The sequence below is a fragment of the Vibrio sp. EA2 genome, assembly GCF_033042495.1.
In the GTDB taxonomy this organism is placed as follows: domain Bacteria; phylum Pseudomonadota; class Gammaproteobacteria; order Enterobacterales; family Vibrionaceae; genus Vibrio.
In genome coordinates this window covers 1-18,410 of the sequence record NZ_JAWLID010000021.1, presented here as the reverse complement: position 1 = coordinate 18,410, position 18,410 = coordinate 1, and the positions used below count along the sequence as shown (strand labels likewise).

Here is an 18,410-nt window from a genome sequence, read left to right as displayed (position 1 = left end):
CCTGAGCTTCGCTGAAAAATATGTTACATTCCGCAACCTTAATTTTGGGTCGATAGATAGAGCAGTAGATGAAAAAGCAACGAGCCTTTCTAAAGTGGGCTGGAGGAAAGTACGGACTGGTTGAAGACATCCAACGTCATTTGCCACCGGCTCGAAAGCTAGTTGAACCTTTTGTTGGTGCTGGTTCTGTCTTTTTGAATACAGATTACGACCAGTACCTACTGGCTGACATCAACCCGGATTTGATCAATCTGTATAACCTGATTAAAGCGCGCCCTGAAGAGTATATTTCTGAAGCGAAGCGCTGGTTCGTGGCCGAAAATAACCGCAAAGAAGCTTATCTGAGTATTCGCGCTGAGTTCAACAAGACTGACGACGTGATGTATCGCTCGCTTGCTTTCTTATACATGAATCGTTTTGGCTTTAACGGGCTGTGTCGCTACAACAAAAAAGGCGGCTTCAACGTTCCTTTTGGGTCATATAAAAAGCCATATTTCCCTGAAGCTGAATTGGAATTCTTTGCGGAAAAAGCCAAGAAAGCCACGTTTGTTTGTGAAGGCTACCCTGAGACATTTCGCCGCGCACGTAAAGGCAGCGTAGTTTACTGTGATCCGCCGTATGCGCCACTATCCAATACCGCAAACTTCACCTCTTATGCAGGGAATGGTTTTACGTTGGATGATCAGGCGGCACTGGCTGATGCTGCAGAAAAAACGGCGACTGAGCGCGGTATTCCAGTGTTGATTTCAAACCACGATACAACATTAACACGCCGCTTGTACCACGGTGCCGATTTGAGTGTGGTAAAAGTAAAACGGACGATCAGTCGTAATGGTGGTGGCCGTAACAAAGTGGATGAGTTACTGGCTCTTTTTAAAGCTCCTGATTCAGGTAGCGCGGCTTCATAGTTCTCACACTATTTTCTCTAAATAGTGGATCTCCCCACTGGCTTCGGTAGAATTGCGCGCAAATTGGTTTGCTCGTCACTTCTGAGGTCAGGTATGAAAGATTTTCTTATTGCTCCATCCATTTTATCGGCTGATTTTGCCCGTCTAGGTGAAGATGTTGAAAAAGTACTCGCAGCGGGTGCGGATGTGGTGCATTTCGATGTTATGGATAACCACTATGTGCCAAACCTGACTTTTGGTGCTCCTGTGTGTAAAGCGTTGCGTGATTACGGTATCACTGCACCAATCGACGTTCACCTAATGGTGAAACCTGTTGACCGCATTATTCCTGACTTCGCTAAAGCTGGTGCATCGATGATTACCTTCCACGTGGAAGCATCTGATCATGTGGATCGCACGCTACAGCTCATCAAAGAGCACGGCTGTAAAGCGGGCGTGGTATTAAACCCGGCCACGCCTTTAGCAAGCCTTGAGTTCATTATGGATAAAGTGGATATGATTCTGCTGATGTCAGTAAACCCAGGCTTTGGTGGTCAGTCTTTCATTCCTCATACGATGGATAAACTTCGTGCGGTACGTAAGATGATTGATGAGTCTGGTCGTGACATCCGCCTGGAAATCGATGGTGGTGTTAAAGTGGACAATATCCGTGAAATTGCTGAAGCGGGCGCAGACATGTTTGTCGCAGGGTCGGCGATTTTTGGTCAGCCAGATTACAAAGCTGTGATCGACCAAATGCGTGAAGAGCTATCTCAGGTAAAATAAGCGATTTAAGCTGATGATTTGCAAGGCTGTCCATCAAGTGACAGCCTTTGTTGTTTCTGGTTTTAGCGAAAAGAAAATATCCACCGCGCTGAGCAAATAATCACTTGCCTATTTTGCGCCCTTTCTGTACTATTCGTGCTCCTTAAAACTCAGTCAATTATCTTTAGTTCCTTGCTTCCTCTGGACGACTGAGCCAATTGTGGAAGCTGAATAATCCGTAAGGAGCAACCAATGCGTCATTACGAAATCGTATTCATGGTGCACCCAGATCAAAGCGAGCAAGTTGCTGGCATGATCGAGCGTTACACTGGTTCTATCACTGAAGCTGGCGGTACTATCCACCGTCTAGAAGACTGGGGTCGTCGTCAACTGGCTTACCCAATCAACAAGCTTCACAAAGCTCACTACGTTCTAATGAACGTTGAAGCTGACCAAGCTGTAATTGATGAGCTAGAAACTGCTTTCCGTTTCAACGATGCAGTTCTACGTAACATGATCATGCGTACTAAAGCAGCGATCACTGAGCAATCTATCATGCTTAAGCAAAAAGAAGAGCGTGCTCCACGTCGTGAAGAGCGTTCTGAAGCTAAGCCTGAAGCTAAGTCAGAAGCTGCTGAGTAAGATTTGTTATGACCAATCGAATGGAGCTGAGCGGCACTATTGCCAAACCGCCCATTCGTAGTAAAAGCCCTGGTGGGATTGAACACTGTCGGTTTTGGCTAGAGCATCGCTCTACTGTTATCGAAGCTGATTTACCGAGACAAGTTTATTGTCGTATGCCGGTTGTGGTCAGCGGGCTTGGGTCACAAGCAATAACTCAGAATTTAGTACAGGGTAGTAACATTAAGGTAAGTGGCTTTGTCGCTTATCAAACCGGCCGAAATGGGGTGGGAAAATTAGTGTTACATGCCGACAACATTACTCAAATTTAAGATCAGGAGATAGCCCATGGCTCGTTTCTTCCGTCGTCGTAAATTCTGCCGTTTCACTGCAGAAGGCGTACAAGAGATTGATTACAAAGACGTAGCAACTCTTAAAAACTACATCACTGAAGCTGGTAAAATCGTACCTAGCCGTATCACTGGTACAAGCGCTAAGTACCAGCGTCAACTAGCACGTGCTATCAAGCGTTCACGCTACCTAGCTCTACTACCGTACACTGACAAGCATCAGTAATCGGTTCCGTTTATTAAGAAAGAGGATTAAGCAATGCAAGTTATTCTACTTGATAAAATCGGTAACCTAGGCGGTCTTGGCGATACAGTTAACGTTAAATCTGGTTACGCTCGTAACTTCCTTATCCCTCAGGGTAAAGCAGTTATGGCGACTAAAGGCAACGTTGAAATGTTCGAAGCACGTCGTGCTGAACTAGAAGCTAAAGTTGCTGAGCAACTAGCTGCTGCTGAAGCTCGCGCTGAGAAAATTAACGCTCTAGAAGCAGTTGTTATCGCTTCTAAAGCTGGTGACGAAGGCAAACTATTCGGTTCTATCGGTACTCGTGACATCGCTGACGCTATCACAGCGGCTGGCGTTGAAGTTGTTAAGAGCGAAGTTCGCCTTCCTGAAGGTGCTCTACGTAACACTGGTGAGTTCGAAATCAGCGTTCAACTTCAATCTGAAGTTTTCGCAACTGTGAACCTACAAGTTGTTGCTGCTGACTAATTCAGTATCAAGACGAAATAATAAAAAGCACCTCTTTTGAGGTGCTTTTTTTATGTCTGGTAATGACTCATTGAAGATAGAGAGGGCTTAAAAAACGAAAAGCAAATTGACTGAGAAAATACTGTCCGCTTTGCTTAACCCTTCTGGAACTCTGTCGTGATATTGACGAGAGTGAGTGAGCTTTAACGCAATGTCTTCAGTGATCGCATTGGTGGCACTGAGCTCGCTATCCAAGCTGGTATTGCTGCTACCGGTCACTAATGTCAGGTCAGCTGCGAAACTTAGGTTGTCCAACGCATGCCATGTCGTATTCAGATTACCACGAAAGATCCCTTCACGGACGATGTCCGGAAAGACAATATCATCGTCATCGATTTCATCCAGATTAGGCTCTTGGTAACGATAACCAGGACCGACCTCGACTTCTAATACGAGATCGTCCGTATAGGCGAACTGGTAACCCAGACCACCTGAAAGAGTATAATCTTTAAAATAAGCGCTATAGCGCGAATCCACGCCTTTAAAGCTGCCGTACAAATAGGTTTTCGGGCCTAATTTGTAGTCGCTCTGCACTGAATAAGTGGAAGAGCGTTTATCTTCTTCGCCATCTTTGTACAGGTTGTAGTATTTCCACTCCCCGTAAGAACGATGTCGACCAGATATGTATTCAGCACTCAAACGAGCATTCAGGGAACGAGAGTCCGTGTTACCTGTGTGAGCTTGATAACCAAATTCTACTTCTGTTTGCAGCGGATCTGGCAAATCAATATTTTGCTCTGGTTGTACTGATTCATCAGCGTACGATGCTCCCATGCACAGTATGCTAATGCTTAGTAACCAGTATCGGGACACATAAACCTCGAACGTAATGAAAAGGAGGGGCATGATACTGATACAGATGCTCGCTTCGGTCAATGGTAGGTTAAATTTTATTAGAGCTGGTTAGGCTAACTAAATGTGGGCGATGGCCCAAATGACAGCGTGATAGTGGCTAAAATATCCGAAAAAGTAGGCGCTTATCTTATTACGCTCATTATTTTTCCGGCGTGGTCATAAAGAAGGTTGTTCGCAGGACCCATTCTGATTCTTAACAAGTAATTTTCGCTTCAAGGAAGCATCTGTGTTGGGTTAAGGTTATAATCTTGGGTCACTAGTAGTTATCGAGCAAAATCATGGCGGAAAACAGAAATCGCAAACCTTCAGACAGTCAGGTCGACGCAATCAAAGTGCCACCTCACTCACTAGAAGCAGAGCAATCAGTGATTGGTGGTCTCTTACTGGACAATGAACGTTGGGACACCGTTGCCGAGCGCGTTGTCAGCAGTGATTTCTATAGCCGTCCACACCGCCTTATTTTTGAAGGCGTGAAAACCATTCTTGAAGATGGCAAACCACTCGACCTTATTACCTTGTCCGAGTATCTCGAACGTCACGAGCAACTAGATGATGTGGGTGGTTTCGCATACTTAGCCGATTTGGCGAAAAACACACCGAGTGCAGCGAACATAAACGCGTATGCCGATATCGTTGCAGAGCGCGCGATTGTACGTGGTTTGATTGGTGTTGCTAACGATATCGCTGACGCAGGTTATGATCCACAAGGTCGTAGCTCAGAAGATCTGATCGATATGGCAGAGAGTAAAGTTTTCGCCATTGCAGAATCTCGCACCAGTGAAAACGAAGGCCCGCAAAACGTAGACAACATCCTGGAAAAAACGCTCGAGCGTATCGAGCTGTTATATAAAACGCCACAAGATGGTGTGACAGGTGTTGATACCGGCTTTAGCGATCTCAACAAGAAAACAGCGGGTCTTCAGGGCTCCGACTTGGTGATCGTTGCCGCGCGTCCATCGATGGGTAAAACCACCTTTGCGATGAACTTATGTGAAAACGCTGCGATGCAGCAAGATAAACCTGTGCTGATTTTCTCGTTAGAGATGCCTGCTGAACAGTTGATGATGCGTATGCTGGCATCCCTTTCACGTGTTGACCAAACTAAAATTCGTACTGGCCAGCTGGATGACGAGGATTGGGCGCGTATTTCTTCTACTATGGGTATCCTGATGCAGAAGAAAAATATGTACATCGATGACAGCTCAGGTCTGACGCCAACCGAAGTACGTTCTCGTGCTCGCCGTGTTGCCCGTGAACACGGTGGTTTGTCGATGATCATGGTCGACTACCTGCAGCTGATGCGAGTGCCTTCGTTAACGGATAACCGTACGTTGGAAATCGCGGAGATCTCTCGCTCGCTTAAAGCGCTGGCGAAAGAGTTGAATGTCCCTGTTGTGGCACTATCGCAGCTCAACCGCTCTTTGGAGCAACGTGCGGATAAACGTCCGGTAAACTCGGACTTGCGTGAATCGGGCTCTATCGAGCAGGATGCTGACTTGATCATGTTCATTTACCGTGATGAGGTTTATCACCCAGATAGCGCATACAAAGGCACCGCAGAAATCATTATCGGTAAGCAGCGTAACGGTCCAATCGGTTCTGTGCGTCTCACATTCCAAGGCCAACACTCGCGCTTTGATAATTATGCAGGTCCAGCATTCGATATTGATGATGAGTAATGCCATGAGCTACATGAAAGCCGCAAAAGCATGCATTGATTTGCCAGCGTTACAGTACAACTTACAGCGTGTGAAAGCGCAGGCACCGACAAGCAAGGTAATGGCAGTGGTAAAAGCCAACGGCTATGGCCATGGTTTGCGTCATGTTGCTAAATACACCAGTGATGCGGATGCTTTTGGTGTTGCGAGGATTGAAGAGGCGTTACAGTTACGCGCTTGTGGCGTGGTAAAGCCTATCTTGTTGTTAGAAGGTTTTTATTCGCCTGGAGACTTACCCGTTTTGGTGACGAACAACATCCAGACGGCGGTACATTGTGAAGAACAGGTCGTTGCACTAGAGCAATCAGAACTAGAAACACCGGTCGTGGTATGGCTCAAAATTGACAGTGGCATGCATCGTCTGGGTGTACGTCCTGAGCAATTTGATGAACTGGTTTCTCGTCTTAAAGCGTGCCCTAATGTAGCCAAACCGCTGCGTTACATGAGCCACTTTGGTTGTGCTGACGAGTTAGACAGTGAAATCACATCACAGCAGATAGAGCTGTTTAATTCATTGACGCTGGGCTGTCATGGCGAGCGTTCACTAGCTGCCTCAGCGGGGTTACTGGCGTGGCCACAAAGTCACCTCGATTGGGTTCGCCCGGGAATCATCATGTATGGTGTGTCTCCATTTGGTGATAAAACGGCACAAGGTTTAGGTTACCAGCCAGCGATGACGCTTAAGTCTCATCTGATCGCGGTGCGTGAAGTGAAAAAAGGTGAGAGTGTTGGTTACGGTGGTGCCTGGACGAGCGAGCGAGACACCAAAGTGGGTGTGATTGCAGTTGGTTATGGCGACGGTTATCCAAGAGGTGCGCCGAATGGCACACCAGTGTGGGTAAATGGACGTAAAGTGCCTATCGCCGGTCGGGTCTCGATGGATATGTTGACCGTCGATCTTGGACCGGATGCGGCCGATAAAGTCAGTGATGAAGCGATTCTGTGGGGGAAAGAACTACCCGTTGAGGAAGTCGCGAACCACATTGGCACCATAGCGTATGAGTTAGTGACCAAGCTCACGCCACGTGTCGAAATGGAATATTCAACCTAATCTCCGGATAATACCAATTCAAGAATAGGGGCTAACCAAAGCGTTAGCCCCTATTTTTATTCACCATTGATCGTAGCGATGATACGACGGCTTCCGCCAAAATCTCGGTGTTCACCTAAGTAAATTCCCTGCCATGTTCCCATCGCCAAGCGACCATTCTGAATTGGAATCGTCACACTACTGCCAAGTAGTGATGCTTTAATGTGTGCTGGCATGTCGTCATCTCCCTCATAAGTATGCTGATAATAAGAGGCGCGCTCAGGAACATACTTATTGAAATGTGCTTCCATATCCATACGAACAGTGGGATCCGCGTTCTCATTCAAGGTCAGACTTGCAGAGGTATGCTGAATAAATAGGTGTAACAAACCTACTGAAATTGAGCTGATTTGCGGTAATTGTTGTTCAATTTCATCAGTAACCAGATGAAAACCACGACTTTTTGCTTTTAAATTGAGTGTTTTTTGTGTCCACATACGCCTTCCTTTGGACATTTCTAAATTGGCGTCTATTCTAATCCAATTAGAGCCTGTCATTACTTGATGATATTATTCTATACCTATGAATCAATTGTTCAAATTCAGGGCAGCTAACGTGACCTAACTCAATGTGAGGGTAAATGCTCTCGGTCATAATTGTTGTCTGAAAAAAAATTACAAAGACTTGTTTTGTGGCAAAACGCCCAAACATCTACATTTAAATTATTTTGCTAAATCGGGGATTCCACAGTTTTCGCTAGACTGTAAGGAATGGAACCTACTGTAACATCGGGATAAAGACCATGTTGAAAAATATCAATCCAACGCAAACACAAGCTTGGAAAGCGTTAACAGCGCACTTCGAATCTGCACAAGATATGGATCTAAAAGAGCTATTTGCTCAAGACGCGGATCGTTTTGACAAATACTCTGCACGTTTCGGCTCAGACATTCTTGTCGACTACTCAAAAAACCTAATCAATGAGGAAACTCTGAAGCACCTGTTCACTCTTGCTAAAGAGACTGAGCTTAAATCTGCAATCGAAGCGATGTTCAGTGGTGAAGCGATTAACCAAACAGAAGGTCGTGCTGTTCTTCACACTGCACTGCGTAACCGCACTAACACACCAGTCATGGCTGATGGTGAAGACGTAATGCCAGCTGTGAACGCCGTTCTGGAAAAAATTAAGTCTTTTACTGAGCGTGTGATTGGCGGTGAATGGAAAGGTTACACCGGTAAAGCGATTACCGATATCGTAAACATCGGTATTGGCGGTTCTGACCTTGGTCCTTACATGGTGACCGAAGCTCTGGCACCATACAAAAACCATCTAAACCTGCATTTCGTGTCTAACGTTGATGGTACGCACATCGTAGAGACACTGAAGAAAGTGGATCCAGAAACAACACTATTCTTAATCGCTTCTAAAACATTTACGACTCAAGAGACCATGACGAACGCGCATTCTGCTCGTGATTGGTTCCTGGAAACGGCTGGCGATCAAGCACACGTTGCTAAGCACTTCGCGGCACTTTCTACTAACGCGACTGCAGTTTCTGAGTTCGGAATCGACACAGACAACATGTTTGAATTCTGGGACTGGGTTGGCGGTCGTTACTCACTATGGTCTGCAATCGGTCTTTCAATTGCACTAGCCGTTGGCTTCGACAACTTCGTTGAGCTACTTGATGGCGCGCACGAGATGGACAAGCACTTTGTCTCAACAGAACTGGAAAGCAACATCCCAGTGATCCTTGCGCTTATCGGCATTTGGTACAACAACTTCCACGGCGCAGAGTCTGAAGCAATCCTGCCTTACGATCAGTACATGCACCGTTTTGCTGCGTACTTCCAGCAAGGTAACATGGAATCAAACGGTAAGTACGTTGACCGTGACGGTAACGCAGTGACTTACCAGACTGGCCCAATCATTTGGGGTGAACCTGGTACTAACGGTCAGCACGCGTTCTACCAACTAATCCACCAAGGTACTAAGCTGATCCCATGTGACTTCATTGCACCTGCAATCAGCCACAACCCAGCAAGCGATCACCATCAGAAACTGATGTCGAACTTCTTCGCACAAACTGAAGCACTTGCGTTTGGTAAGAGTGAAGAGACGGTAAAAGAAGAGCTGGTACTATCTGGTAAAAATGCAGAAGAAGTAGCAGAAATCGCACCGTTTAAAGTGTTTGAAGGTAACCGTCCAACTAACTCTATCTTAGTTAAGCAAATCACACCTCGCACGCTAGGTAACCTGATCGCAATGTACGAGCATAAGATCTTCGTACAAGGCGTTATTTGGAACATCTTCAGCTTTGACCAATGGGGTGTTGAGCTAGGTAAACAGCTAGCAAACCAAATCCTGCCAGAACTGGCTGATGAGTCTGAAATCAGCACACACGATAGCTCTACAAATGGTCTGATCAACGCATTCAAAGCTTTCAAAGCGTAATGAACGATTAGATTAGAAAAGGTCAGCGATTGCTGACCTTTTTTGTCGCTTTTGAGCCTAGCCGATGACTAGACCTCAATCCGCGGGATGGTTATTCGAAGCAGATCTCGATAAAGGCATTTCCCCATTGAGAGGAGAAAGGCATGATGATAATCGAGCCTTCACATTTGTGACGAATAGTATGGCCTCGGCCAGAAACCACAACCGGCGTTGCCATATCAAAATCAAACCCACTCTCAGCCAGAATTCGTTTTGCTCCGCCAGTCACCATATTAGTGATTTCACCCACCATATCGGTCACTTCTTCATTGAGTCCGTTAGGGCGCTCTCCAAGCATGTTTTGCATGATTTCCAGTGCTAACGCTTCATCGAAGGTAATCGACATTGAGCCACGAGTTTGTGGACCAACCATGCCAATCAAACCTGAAACATCCCCTCGTGCAATTTCATCTTTTTTGATTCGAGGTTTTTGAGGCTTCAGATCCAGAGAAGCCATAGTCTTTAGCACATTCATTAAGGAAGCTAAAAACGGGTTTACAAATTCTGCGCGCATATTGGTCTTCTATACTTATTCTTTCGTTTCGGAGGCACAGGCCTGGCATTCACCGTGTGTTTCAATGACCTGATTGGTTAGCTTGAATCCATGTTTTTCAGCATTCTTAGCTAACAAGGCCATCAAGTCCTCGTCTTCAAGTTCAACAACAGCCCCACATTTATCACAGATTAGTAATTGAAAAAAGTGCTGTTGCTTATCGAAAGAACAACAAGTTATAAAACTATTGGTCGATTCCACTCGATGGATAAAGCCTTGCTCGAGAAGAAACTCCAGAGCTCGGTAGACCGTAGGAGGTTTAGCCTGTGGTTCACTCTCTTTTAGTTGCTCCAATAACTCATACGCACTTGATGCACTGCGATTCGAACAGATGAGCTCAAACACACGTCGTCGCTGGGGAGTCAATCTTACTCCGCGCTCGGCGCAGATATTTTCAACTTGTTCAATGATTGTTGGGGTCAAACCTTTCACCATAACTATTGGAAGTGCTCTATTATAAATGGTTTCTATACGAAGTTCGTACAGAGATGCTTCATTTTACCTACTATCACTGCGAAAATCATGAATTAAAGCAAATCGCTCATCGCATAGTGAGGTAATCGTCAACGCAGAATGACACCGCTGTGTAGAAATTGTATTCATCGACTACTTTTTCTTTGCTCACTGGGCAACACATCCTATCCGGTGTGCGGTGGTTTATAGCCAAGAACTTTTCGCTGAAACTAGCGCCATGAGGTGACTGGGTATACAATACCCGACTTATTTTTTGAGCGTACTGCTGCGCTCGACCTTGGCAACATAAAAACGGGTATTTATATCATGACTCATTCTTGCAGGCTCTCCGTAGCACCAATGCTCGACTGGACCGATCGTCATTGTCGCTACTTCCATCGCTTAATGACCAAAGAAACCCTGCTGTACACTGAAATGGTGACGACAGGCGCGATCATTCATGGAAAAGGGGATTTCCTTGCTTATAACGAAGAAGAGCATCCGTTAGCCCTTCAATTGGGTGGTTCAAACCCGGAAGATTTGGCGAAGTGTGCCAAGCTTGCCGAGGAGCGTGGTTATGATGAGATCAACCTCAACGTGGGTTGCCCATCTGATCGTGTGCAAAATGGCCGTTTTGGTGCGTGTTTAATGGCAGAACCTCAGTTGGTGGCAGACTGTGTCGCCGCAATGAAAGACGTTGTTGATGTACCTGTAACGGTAAAAACGCGTATTGGTATTGACGATCAAGATTCTTACGAATTTCTGACTGATTTTGTTTCTACCGTGGCTGAGAAGGGGGGCTGTGAGCAGTTTACCATTCACGCACGCAAAGCCTGGCTTAGTGGCCTTAGCCCGAAAGAAAACCGCGAGATCCCACCGCTAGATTACCCACGCGCATACCAATTGAAGAAAGATTTCTCTCATCTAACTATCGCCGTGAATGGTGGGGTAAAATCGCTAGAAGAAGCGAAAATGCATCTCCAACATCTTGATGGTGTGATGATCGGTCGCGAAGCGTATCAAAGTCCTTATATATTGGCATCGGTCGATCAAGAGCTATTTGGCTCAAGTGCGCCAGTGAAAAAGCGCAGCGAAATTGTGGAAGAGATGTATCCTTATATCGAGGCGCAACTCGCAAAAGGTGCGTACCTTGGTCATATCACTCGTCATATGCTGGGTTTATTCCAGAGTATGCCAGGTGCACGTCAGTGGCGTCGTCACATCAGTGAAAATGCGCACAAACCAGGTTCGGGTTTAGAAGTGCTGCAAGATGCACTTGCGAAGATCCCAAAAGAGCTAAATGTGTAAAATTCACCAGCGGTTGGTTAAATTTACCAATTAAAGAATGAGTAAGCCAGAGTGTAGAAATACCTCTGGCTTTATTTTTGTATTAAATATCAGTGGCTTGGTTTGTTTTCTTATAAGTTGGCATGTTAACTGCTCTATTACTTGAAAAATGTATGGAGAAATCATTATGTTGGAGCTGATCTTTCTTTTAGTCTTTGCGGCGACCCTATTAGTAACGGGCATCACGATGGTGACAGTATTCGCGGCAACAGGTATTGCTTTGGTTGTGATGTTCTTACTGGGTATGATTGGTGCAGTATTAAAACTATTGCCCTGGCTAATTGTCATCGCACTCGGTATTTGGTTTTTTAAAAACGTTGTGGCACAACCTCGTTATAAATAGAAGGCTATGGCGATTTAGTTGATAGAGGTGCATGGGATTATGGTATATTTTCTGTCATGTTCTTATTGTTGAATATCAGCTATCTCGGAGTACTTACTACATGATAAAAAAAGCGACCATCGCTTTAACGACGCTATCGTTGGCAGCCACGTTTCCTGTTCTCGCAGAGTCCTCGGTTACGACGACAGTCGGTATGGATATCTGGGCAGCAGATACAAAAGTTAACGAAGTCCGAAGAGATAGTAGTACAACTGGCGCACTCTATGCTGCGATTGAACATGACGTAAAATACGTTCCAAACGCTCGCTTGCGATACACCAGTATTGATGCTGATTACATGGGCTTTGATAAGTTGGATCTGACCCTGTATTACCAGGTTTTAGAGCATGATTTATTACACTTTGACGCTGGGGTTACGGTGAGTAACTTAAGTGATACAAAGTACATTGATGCTGGCACCTCTCCTCGTAGTGAAGATTTTGATGATCTCATTTGGGCTTGGTATGGCTACGCGGAAATCACCGTACCAGACACCCGCTTTGATGTGATTGGCGAAATGAATTTTGGTGACAGTAAAGGCATTAAAAGTACAGACCTTATGGCGGGTATCCAATACAAGCTACCGTTACAGGAGAGCCAATGGGCATTTCGCGGTGGCTACCGAGTGATAGACTTAGAATCGGAACAGTTTGTTTCTAGCTTAGGTAAAGAGTTTATTTTCGCCGATGGGTTTTTCTTGAGCGCTGAATACACCTTCTAAGCCGATTAACACCACTCTCTTTAAAGCGTCGCCTTATAAGCGGCGTTTTTTTATACCTCTTCGTTATATGTAATCGAATTTTTCTGCCTATTTTCTCCAGTTAGACCATGCTTATCTAGGATCAATGTGAAACGTTGGAGCAGGGATAGCGATGACAATAAATGAATTAAGACATCTATTTCGTGAAAACCAGCTTGTGGAAGCCATTATTGAACCGTCGATCCAAGAGGGTGGTTGGGTCGTCGAGTTCAGGCATGCGCGAGGTGGATTCGTGTTTCTGACAGACAATCATGGTGAAGAATGTCTTTATGAAGATTTGGATGCGGCGTCAAAATCGGCAATGGCGGTAGGGTTTCAACAAGTCCGTATTGAAGACCGCTGAGCAAAAACTAAGCCGTTCCTACTTCCAAAAAGTTATAAAACATTCACTTCTATTCTTTCTTGTTATTAAGGAGAGTGGGTACTCTATCGTCACGCAATGAATAGGGATGTCGTGATAATGTCTTTTCAAAAGAATGAGTATTCACACAATAATAATGTGTCTGATGATAATAACGGGCAAGGGGGAGTTCCTCCAATCGCTAGCCCGCTGAATGACCAACAATTTAGTTCACTCCAAAGCACTGTCTCCGGGTTGTCTTCACAGCAACTTGCGTGGGTTAGTGGTTACTTCTGGGGTTTGGCTCAAAATCAACCAAGTGCAGCTGCGACACCAATTTCGCAAGCTGCCGCCGCAGTATCAGCAAAACCAGCAGGTAAACTGAGTATTATTTTTGCTTCTCAAACCGGTAACGCTAAAGGTGTTGCTGAAGCTTTAGAGCAGGAAGCAAAAGCAGAAGGAATTGCAGTTGAATTGTTTGATGCTAGCGACTACAAAGGCAAAAACCTAGCCAAAGAAACGCACGTCATCTTCGTGGCGTCTACCAACGGTGAAGGTGAAGCGCCAGATAACTCTATTGAACTGCATGAGTTCTTACAATCCAAGAAAGCACCTAAACTGCCTAATCTTCAGTATGGTGTCATCGCTCTTGGTGACTCTAGCTATGAGTTCTTCTGTCAAACAGGTAAAGACTTCGATACGTACCTATCAAAATTGGGTGCCAAGCCTTTTATCGATCGTATCGACTGTGATGTTGACTACGAAGCGCCTGCTGCCGAGTGGCGTAAGAATGCATTGGAGAAAGTGAAAGAAACACTTTCATCGGGTAACGAAGCTGAAGTTGTGCAACTTCCTGTAGGACAGGCTGCAGCTGCTCATTCGCAATACAACAAGCAGAACCCTTACACAGCGACACTTTTGACTAGCCAAAAGATCACTGGCCGAGATTCAGGTAAAGACGTTCGCCACATCGAAATCGATCTGGAAGATTCTGGTCTTACTTACCAACCAGGTGATGCGTTAGGTGTGTGGTATGAAAACAGCTCAGAACTTGCCAATGCAATTCTTGGCAAAGTCGGTCTGTCTGGCGTTGAAACGGTAGAAGTCGATGGCGAGAGCCTGTCAATTCATAGTGCTTTGGTCAGCAAGTTCGAAATCACGACGTCTAACCCTCAACTTGTCACCAAGTTTGCTGAGCTATCTGGTAGCAAGAAGCTTCAAAAGCTGGTTGATGATAAAGACAAGCTACGTGAGTACTCGGCAAATACGCAAATTGTTGATGTGCTGGCAGAGAAGAAGACTAAGCTAACGGCTGATGAACTGGTTGGTTTACTACGTCGTCTAACGCCTCGTCTTTACTCGATCGCTTCAAGCCAAGCTGAAGTAGATGAAGAAGTACACTTGACGGTTGGTTTGGTCGAGTACGATCACAACGAAGAGAAACGTTACGGCGGTGCTTCTAGCTTCTTGGCTCAACGTTTGGAAGAAGGTGGTGAAGTAAAAGTGTTTATTGAACACAACAACAACTTCAAACTGCCAGAAGACGACAATACACCAATCATCATGGTAGGCCCGGGTACTGGTATTGCTCCATTCCGTAGCTTTATTCAAGAGCGCGAAAACCGCGATGCAGAAGGCAAAAACTGGTTGTTCTTTGGTGACCGTACGTTCACGCAAGACTTCTTGTACCAAGTTGAATGGCAAAAATACCTTAAGTCAGGTGCACTAAGCCGTTTGGATGTGGCATTTAGCCGTGACCAAGTAGAAAAGGTTTATGTACAACACCGTATTCTAGAAAACGCTGAGCAAGTTTGGCAGTGGATTCAAGAAGGCGCTTACATCTATGTATGTGGTGATGCTACCCGCATGGCAAAAGATGTTCACGACGCACTTGTCATTGTTGCTGAGCAAGAAGGTAAACTGGCTCGCGATGAAGCAGAACAATTTATTAATGACTTACGTAAAGCGAAACGTTATCAGAGGGATGTGTACTAATGACTTTTTCGACTGAGAATAATAAGCAGGTTGTATTAGGCGAAGAGCTAGGACCACTATCTGATAACGAGCGTCTGAAAAGAGAAAGCAACTTATTACGTGGCACCATTGAGCAAGACCTACAGGATCGTATTACTGGCGGCTTTACCGCAGATAACTTTCAGTTAATTCGTTTCCACGGCATGTATCAGCAAGACGATCGCGATATCCGTAACGAGCGTACTAAGCAGAAGCTTGAACCTCTTCATAACGTGATGCTTCGTGCTCGTATGCCTGGCGGTATCATTACCCCAACGCAGTGGTTAGCGATTGATAAGTTTGCAACAGAGCACTCTCTATATGGAAGTATTCGTCTGACTACGCGTCAAACGTTCCAGTTCCACGGTGTACTGAAGCCAAATATCAAGTTGATGCACCAAACGTTGAACAGCATTGGTATCGACTCAATCGCAACGGCAGGTGACGTTAACCGTAACGTACTGTGTACTACTAACCCAGTAGAGTCTGAGCTACACCAAGAAGCATACGAGTGGGCGAAGAAGATCAGTGAGCATCTTCTACCAAAAACGCGTGCGTATGCTGAAATCTGGTTAGATGGTGAGAAAGTCGAATCAACAGAAGAAGACGAGCCGATTCTGGGTAAAAATTACTTACCACGTAAGTTCAAAACGACCGTTGTGATCCCACCGCAAAATGATGTGGATGTACACGCAAACGACCTGAACTTCGTTGCGATTGCAGATAACGGCAAGCTGGTTGGTTTCAACGTACTTGTTGGTGGTGGTCTGGCGATGACGCATGGCGATACGTCAACCTACGCTCGCCGTGCCGACGACTTTGGTTTTGTCCCTCTAGAAAAGACACTTGATGTTGCCGCTGCAGTCGTAACAACTCAGCGTGACTGGGGTAACCGTTCAAACCGTAAGAACGCGAAAACTAAGTACACACTAGATCGTGTTGGTATTGACGTCTTTAAAGCGGAAGTGGAAAAACGTGCGGGCGTTCAGTTTGAAGAAAGCCGCCCATACGAATTTACCGAACGCGGTGATCGAATCGGTTGGGTAGAAGGCATTGATGGTAAGCACCACTTAGCGCTATTTATCGAGAATGGTCGTTTATTGGATTACCCAGGTAAGCCACTAAAAACGGGTGTCGCTGAAATCGCGAAAATTCACAAAGGTGATTTCCGCATGACCGCGAACCAAAACCTGATTGTTGCGGGCGTACCGGCGGATCAAAAAGAGCTAATCGAGAAGATCGCTCGTGAGCATGGCCTAGTTGACGATAGCGTCAGTGAACAGCGTAAAAACTCAATGGCGTGTGTGGCATTCCCGACTTGTCCGCTTGCAATGGCAGAAGCAGAACGTTTTCTTCCTCAGTTTGTGACTGATGTAGAAGGTATCCTGGAAAAACACGGTTTACCTGAAGAAGACAACATCATCCTGCGTGTCACCGGTTGTCCTAACGGTTGTGGCCGTGCAATGCTGGCTGAAATTGGTTTAGTCGGTAAGGCACCGGGTCGTTACAACCTTCACCTGGGCGGTAACCGAGCGGGCACACGTATTCCGAAGATGTATAAAGAAAACATCACTGACAAACAGATACTAGAAGAGATTGATCAGCTCGTAGGTCGTTGGGCCACAGAGCGCGAAACTGGCGAAGGATTTGGTGATTTTGCAATCCGCGCTGGCATCATTCAAGAAGTCAAAGTATCTAAGAGGGACTTGCATGCTTGATTCTGTAGCTTCCAAACCGGAGCTGGCAGAGTTGCTGACATTAACTAAGACGGAGCAAATCCTCCGTCTTGCCCAAATCAATGTCGAACTTGAACAGCTTTCGGCACAAGAGCGAGTAAAATGGGCTTTGGAAAACCTAGACGGAGAGTTTGCCGTTTCGTCTAGTTTTGGTATCCAAGCCGCAGTAATGCTTCATCTTGTGACTCAAGAAAAACCAGACATCCCAATTATCTTAACGGATACCGGGTATTTGTTTGCTGAAACCTATCGCTTTATTGATGAGTTAACCGAGCAACTGAACCTCAACCTAAAAGTTTACCGAGCAGTAGAAAGTGCTCATTGGCAAGAAGCTCGTTATGGAAAACTTTGGGAGCAGGGTGTTGAAGGGATCGAGAAGTACAACAAACTCAATAAAGTTGAACCAATGCGTCGTGCATTGAAAGAGCTTAAAGTCGGAACTTGGTTTTCTGGCCTTCGTAGAGAGCAAAGCAAATCTCGAGCAGGTTTGCCGATACTATCAATTCAGAATGGCGTATTTAAGTTTTTGCCAGTAATCGATTGGACGAATAAAGATGTCCACTATTACTTAGAGCAACACGGACTGAAATACCATCCACTTTGGGATGAAGGTTATCTCTCTGTAGGTGATACGCATACAACGCAGAAGTGGGAACCTGGAATGTCAGAGGAAGAAACTCGATTCTTTGGTTTGAAGCGTGAATGTGGACTTCACGAAGATGATGACTCTGAACAAGATGGTTCGGGTATATAAGAAGAGATAGAGCTCGGTCTCCATCTCCTATAAAAAGAGAGCTGCTGTAAAGCAGCTCTCTTTTTTACTTCTATAAGTAAAAAGCAGGACTCAAAAACAGCCATTTAAGGATAACTCTGTGGATAACCTGTTTGATTGTTAGGGGTAAAGTTGGATAAATAAGGCTTTGAGTGAAAAGTCATCGTTTAACCATTATTTTTGCAAATTTTGCAAAATAACGCTTGCCAACGTGAGCGCGATCTCTATAATGCCACCTCGTCGACAGGGCAAGGGCTCACAAGGGTTTCAAGTCAAGTTGGCAAGGTCAAAAAGAAAAGCGAAATAGTTAATTGCCTTTACTTTGAAAAAGTAAAATAAAAAGCAAAAAAGTGTTTGACACTGAAGATTATCTCGCTAGAATGGCCGCCTCTTCCGAAGTGATGTAAATCGCAAAGAAGAGTAGCTCTTTAAAAATAAGAACCTATCAATCTGTGTGGGCACTCGTTGATGATAATCCAATTAGAAATTTCCTCTAAATAAAGAGGGGTTTCAAATTAGGTTTCAATGATACGAAGTGACCATTGAATCTTCGGATTCAGCACAGTCAATTCAAACATTACTT

Annotated in this window: 20 protein-coding genes; 16 read left to right on the top strand and 4 right to left on the bottom strand. The window is 45.3% G+C overall.

Annotated features, from left to right (window positions below):
- Positions 1 to 68: 68 nt before the first annotated feature.
- From RXX31_RS22745 to rplI, 6 genes are all read left to right on the top strand, one after another.
- Complete coding sequence (locus tag RXX31_RS22745; RefSeq protein ID WP_317591932.1) at positions 69 to 908, top strand: Dam family site-specific DNA-(adenine-N6)-methyltransferase; 840 nt, start codon at positions 69 to 71, stop codon at positions 906 to 908.
- 93 nt (positions 909 to 1,001) lie between these two features.
- On the top strand, positions 1,002 to 1,673 hold the full coding sequence (rpe, locus tag RXX31_RS22740; protein ID WP_317591931.1) for a ribulose-phosphate 3-epimerase: 672 nt from the start codon (positions 1,002 to 1,004) through the stop codon (positions 1,671 to 1,673).
- 231 nt (positions 1,674 to 1,904) lie between these two features.
- Positions 1,905 to 2,294 carry a 30S ribosomal protein S6 gene (gene rpsF, locus RXX31_RS22735; RefSeq protein ID WP_041154705.1) on the top strand — a complete coding sequence of 130 codons (390 nt, stop codon included), beginning with the start codon at positions 1,905 to 1,907 and terminating at the stop codon, positions 2,292 to 2,294.
- Between the two features lie 8 nt (positions 2,295 to 2,302).
- Positions 2,303 to 2,605, top strand: a complete 303-nt coding sequence (gene priB / locus RXX31_RS22730; RefSeq protein ID WP_014233141.1) for a primosomal replication protein N — start codon at positions 2,303 to 2,305, stop codon at positions 2,603 to 2,605.
- Between the two features lie 16 nt (positions 2,606 to 2,621).
- On the top strand, positions 2,622 to 2,849 hold the full coding sequence (gene rpsR / locus RXX31_RS22725) for a 30S ribosomal protein S18 (RefSeq protein ID WP_000090472.1): 228 nt from the start codon (positions 2,622 to 2,624) through the stop codon (positions 2,847 to 2,849).
- Between the two features lie 33 nt (positions 2,850 to 2,882).
- Positions 2,883 to 3,335, top strand: coding sequence for a 50S ribosomal protein L9 (gene rplI, locus RXX31_RS22720; RefSeq protein WP_317591930.1), 453 nt, complete (start codon positions 2,883 to 2,885; stop codon positions 3,333 to 3,335).
- 87 nt (positions 3,336 to 3,422) lie between these two features.
- Here the strand turns inward: rplI and RXX31_RS22715 are convergent, their stop codons facing one another.
- Complete coding sequence (locus RXX31_RS22715) at positions 3,423 to 4,187, bottom strand: DUF481 domain-containing protein (RefSeq protein ID WP_317591929.1); 765 nt, start codon at positions 4,185 to 4,187, stop codon at positions 3,423 to 3,425.
- A gap of 320 nt (positions 4,188 to 4,507) precedes the next feature.
- Between RXX31_RS22715 and RXX31_RS22710 the strand changes: the two genes are divergently transcribed.
- Both RXX31_RS22710 and alr read left to right on the top strand, forming a co-directional pair.
- Positions 4,508 to 5,908 (top strand): replicative DNA helicase, encoded by a 1,401-nt coding sequence (locus tag RXX31_RS22710; protein WP_317591928.1) that lies wholly within the window; start codon positions 4,508 to 4,510, stop codon positions 5,906 to 5,908.
- Between the two features lie 13 nt (positions 5,909 to 5,921).
- On the top strand, positions 5,922 to 6,998 hold the full coding sequence (gene alr, locus RXX31_RS22705) for an alanine racemase (RefSeq protein ID WP_317591955.1): 1,077 nt from the start codon (positions 5,922 to 5,924) through the stop codon (positions 6,996 to 6,998).
- Between the two features lie 56 nt (positions 6,999 to 7,054).
- Here the strand turns inward: alr and RXX31_RS22700 are convergent, their stop codons facing one another.
- Positions 7,055 to 7,474, bottom strand: coding sequence for a secondary thiamine-phosphate synthase enzyme YjbQ (locus RXX31_RS22700; protein ID WP_317591927.1), 420 nt, complete (start codon positions 7,472 to 7,474; stop codon positions 7,055 to 7,057).
- Positions 7,475 to 7,779: 305 nt separating this feature from the next.
- Here RXX31_RS22700 and pgi point away from each other — a divergent pair, with 305 nt between their 5' ends.
- A complete protein-coding gene (pgi, locus tag RXX31_RS22695) occupies positions 7,780 to 9,432 on the top strand; it encodes a glucose-6-phosphate isomerase (RefSeq protein WP_317591926.1) in 1,653 nt (550 codons plus the stop codon).
- 91 nt (positions 9,433 to 9,523) lie between these two features.
- Here pgi and RXX31_RS22690 read toward each other — a convergent pair whose 3' ends face one another.
- Complete coding sequence (locus RXX31_RS22690; RefSeq protein WP_317591925.1) at positions 9,524 to 9,985, bottom strand: chemotaxis protein CheX; 462 nt, start codon at positions 9,983 to 9,985, stop codon at positions 9,524 to 9,526.
- Between the two features lie 15 nt (positions 9,986 to 10,000).
- Positions 10,001 to 10,459 carry a zinc uptake transcriptional repressor Zur gene (zur, locus tag RXX31_RS22685; RefSeq protein ID WP_317591924.1) on the bottom strand — a complete coding sequence of 153 codons (459 nt, stop codon included), beginning with the start codon at positions 10,457 to 10,459 and terminating at the stop codon, positions 10,001 to 10,003.
- 345 nt (positions 10,460 to 10,804) lie between these two features.
- Here zur and dusA point away from each other — a divergent pair, with 345 nt between their 5' ends.
- The 7 genes from dusA (at position 10,805) to RXX31_RS22650 (ending at position 17,809) form a co-directional block, all read left to right on the top strand.
- The gene (dusA, locus tag RXX31_RS22680) at positions 10,805 to 11,785 is read left to right on the top strand and encodes a tRNA dihydrouridine(20/20a) synthase DusA (RefSeq protein WP_317591923.1); all 981 of its coding nucleotides are present in this window, start codon (positions 10,805 to 10,807) and stop codon (positions 11,783 to 11,785) included.
- A 166-nt stretch (positions 11,786 to 11,951) separates the two neighbouring features.
- On the top strand, positions 11,952 to 12,167 hold the full coding sequence (gene pspG / locus RXX31_RS22675; protein ID WP_014233132.1) for an envelope stress response protein PspG: 216 nt from the start codon (positions 11,952 to 11,954) through the stop codon (positions 12,165 to 12,167).
- A 100-nt stretch (positions 12,168 to 12,267) separates the two neighbouring features.
- On the top strand, positions 12,268 to 12,927 hold the full coding sequence (locus RXX31_RS22670) for a TIGR04219 family outer membrane beta-barrel protein (RefSeq protein WP_317591922.1): 660 nt from the start codon (positions 12,268 to 12,270) through the stop codon (positions 12,925 to 12,927).
- A 151-nt stretch (positions 12,928 to 13,078) separates the two neighbouring features.
- Positions 13,079 to 13,309 carry a hypothetical protein gene (locus RXX31_RS22665; RefSeq protein ID WP_014233130.1) on the top strand — a complete coding sequence of 77 codons (231 nt, stop codon included), beginning with the start codon at positions 13,079 to 13,081 and terminating at the stop codon, positions 13,307 to 13,309.
- Positions 13,310 to 13,426: 117 nt separating this feature from the next.
- On the top strand, positions 13,427 to 15,301 hold the full coding sequence (locus tag RXX31_RS22660; RefSeq protein WP_317591921.1) for an assimilatory sulfite reductase (NADPH) flavoprotein subunit: 1,875 nt from the start codon (positions 13,427 to 13,429) through the stop codon (positions 15,299 to 15,301).
- Positions 15,301 to 17,037 (top strand): assimilatory sulfite reductase (NADPH) hemoprotein subunit, encoded by a 1,737-nt coding sequence (cysI, locus tag RXX31_RS22655; protein WP_317591920.1) that lies wholly within the window; start codon positions 15,301 to 15,303, stop codon positions 17,035 to 17,037. The genes RXX31_RS22660 and cysI overlap by 1 nt, the downstream gene beginning before the upstream one ends.
- Entirely contained in the window at positions 17,030 to 17,809 is a 780-nt protein-coding gene (locus tag RXX31_RS22650; RefSeq protein ID WP_020334598.1) for a phosphoadenylyl-sulfate reductase, read from the top strand. Before cysI ends, RXX31_RS22650 begins: the two co-directional genes overlap by 8 nt.
- The last annotated feature ends 601 nt before the right edge of the window (positions 17,810 to 18,410 follow it).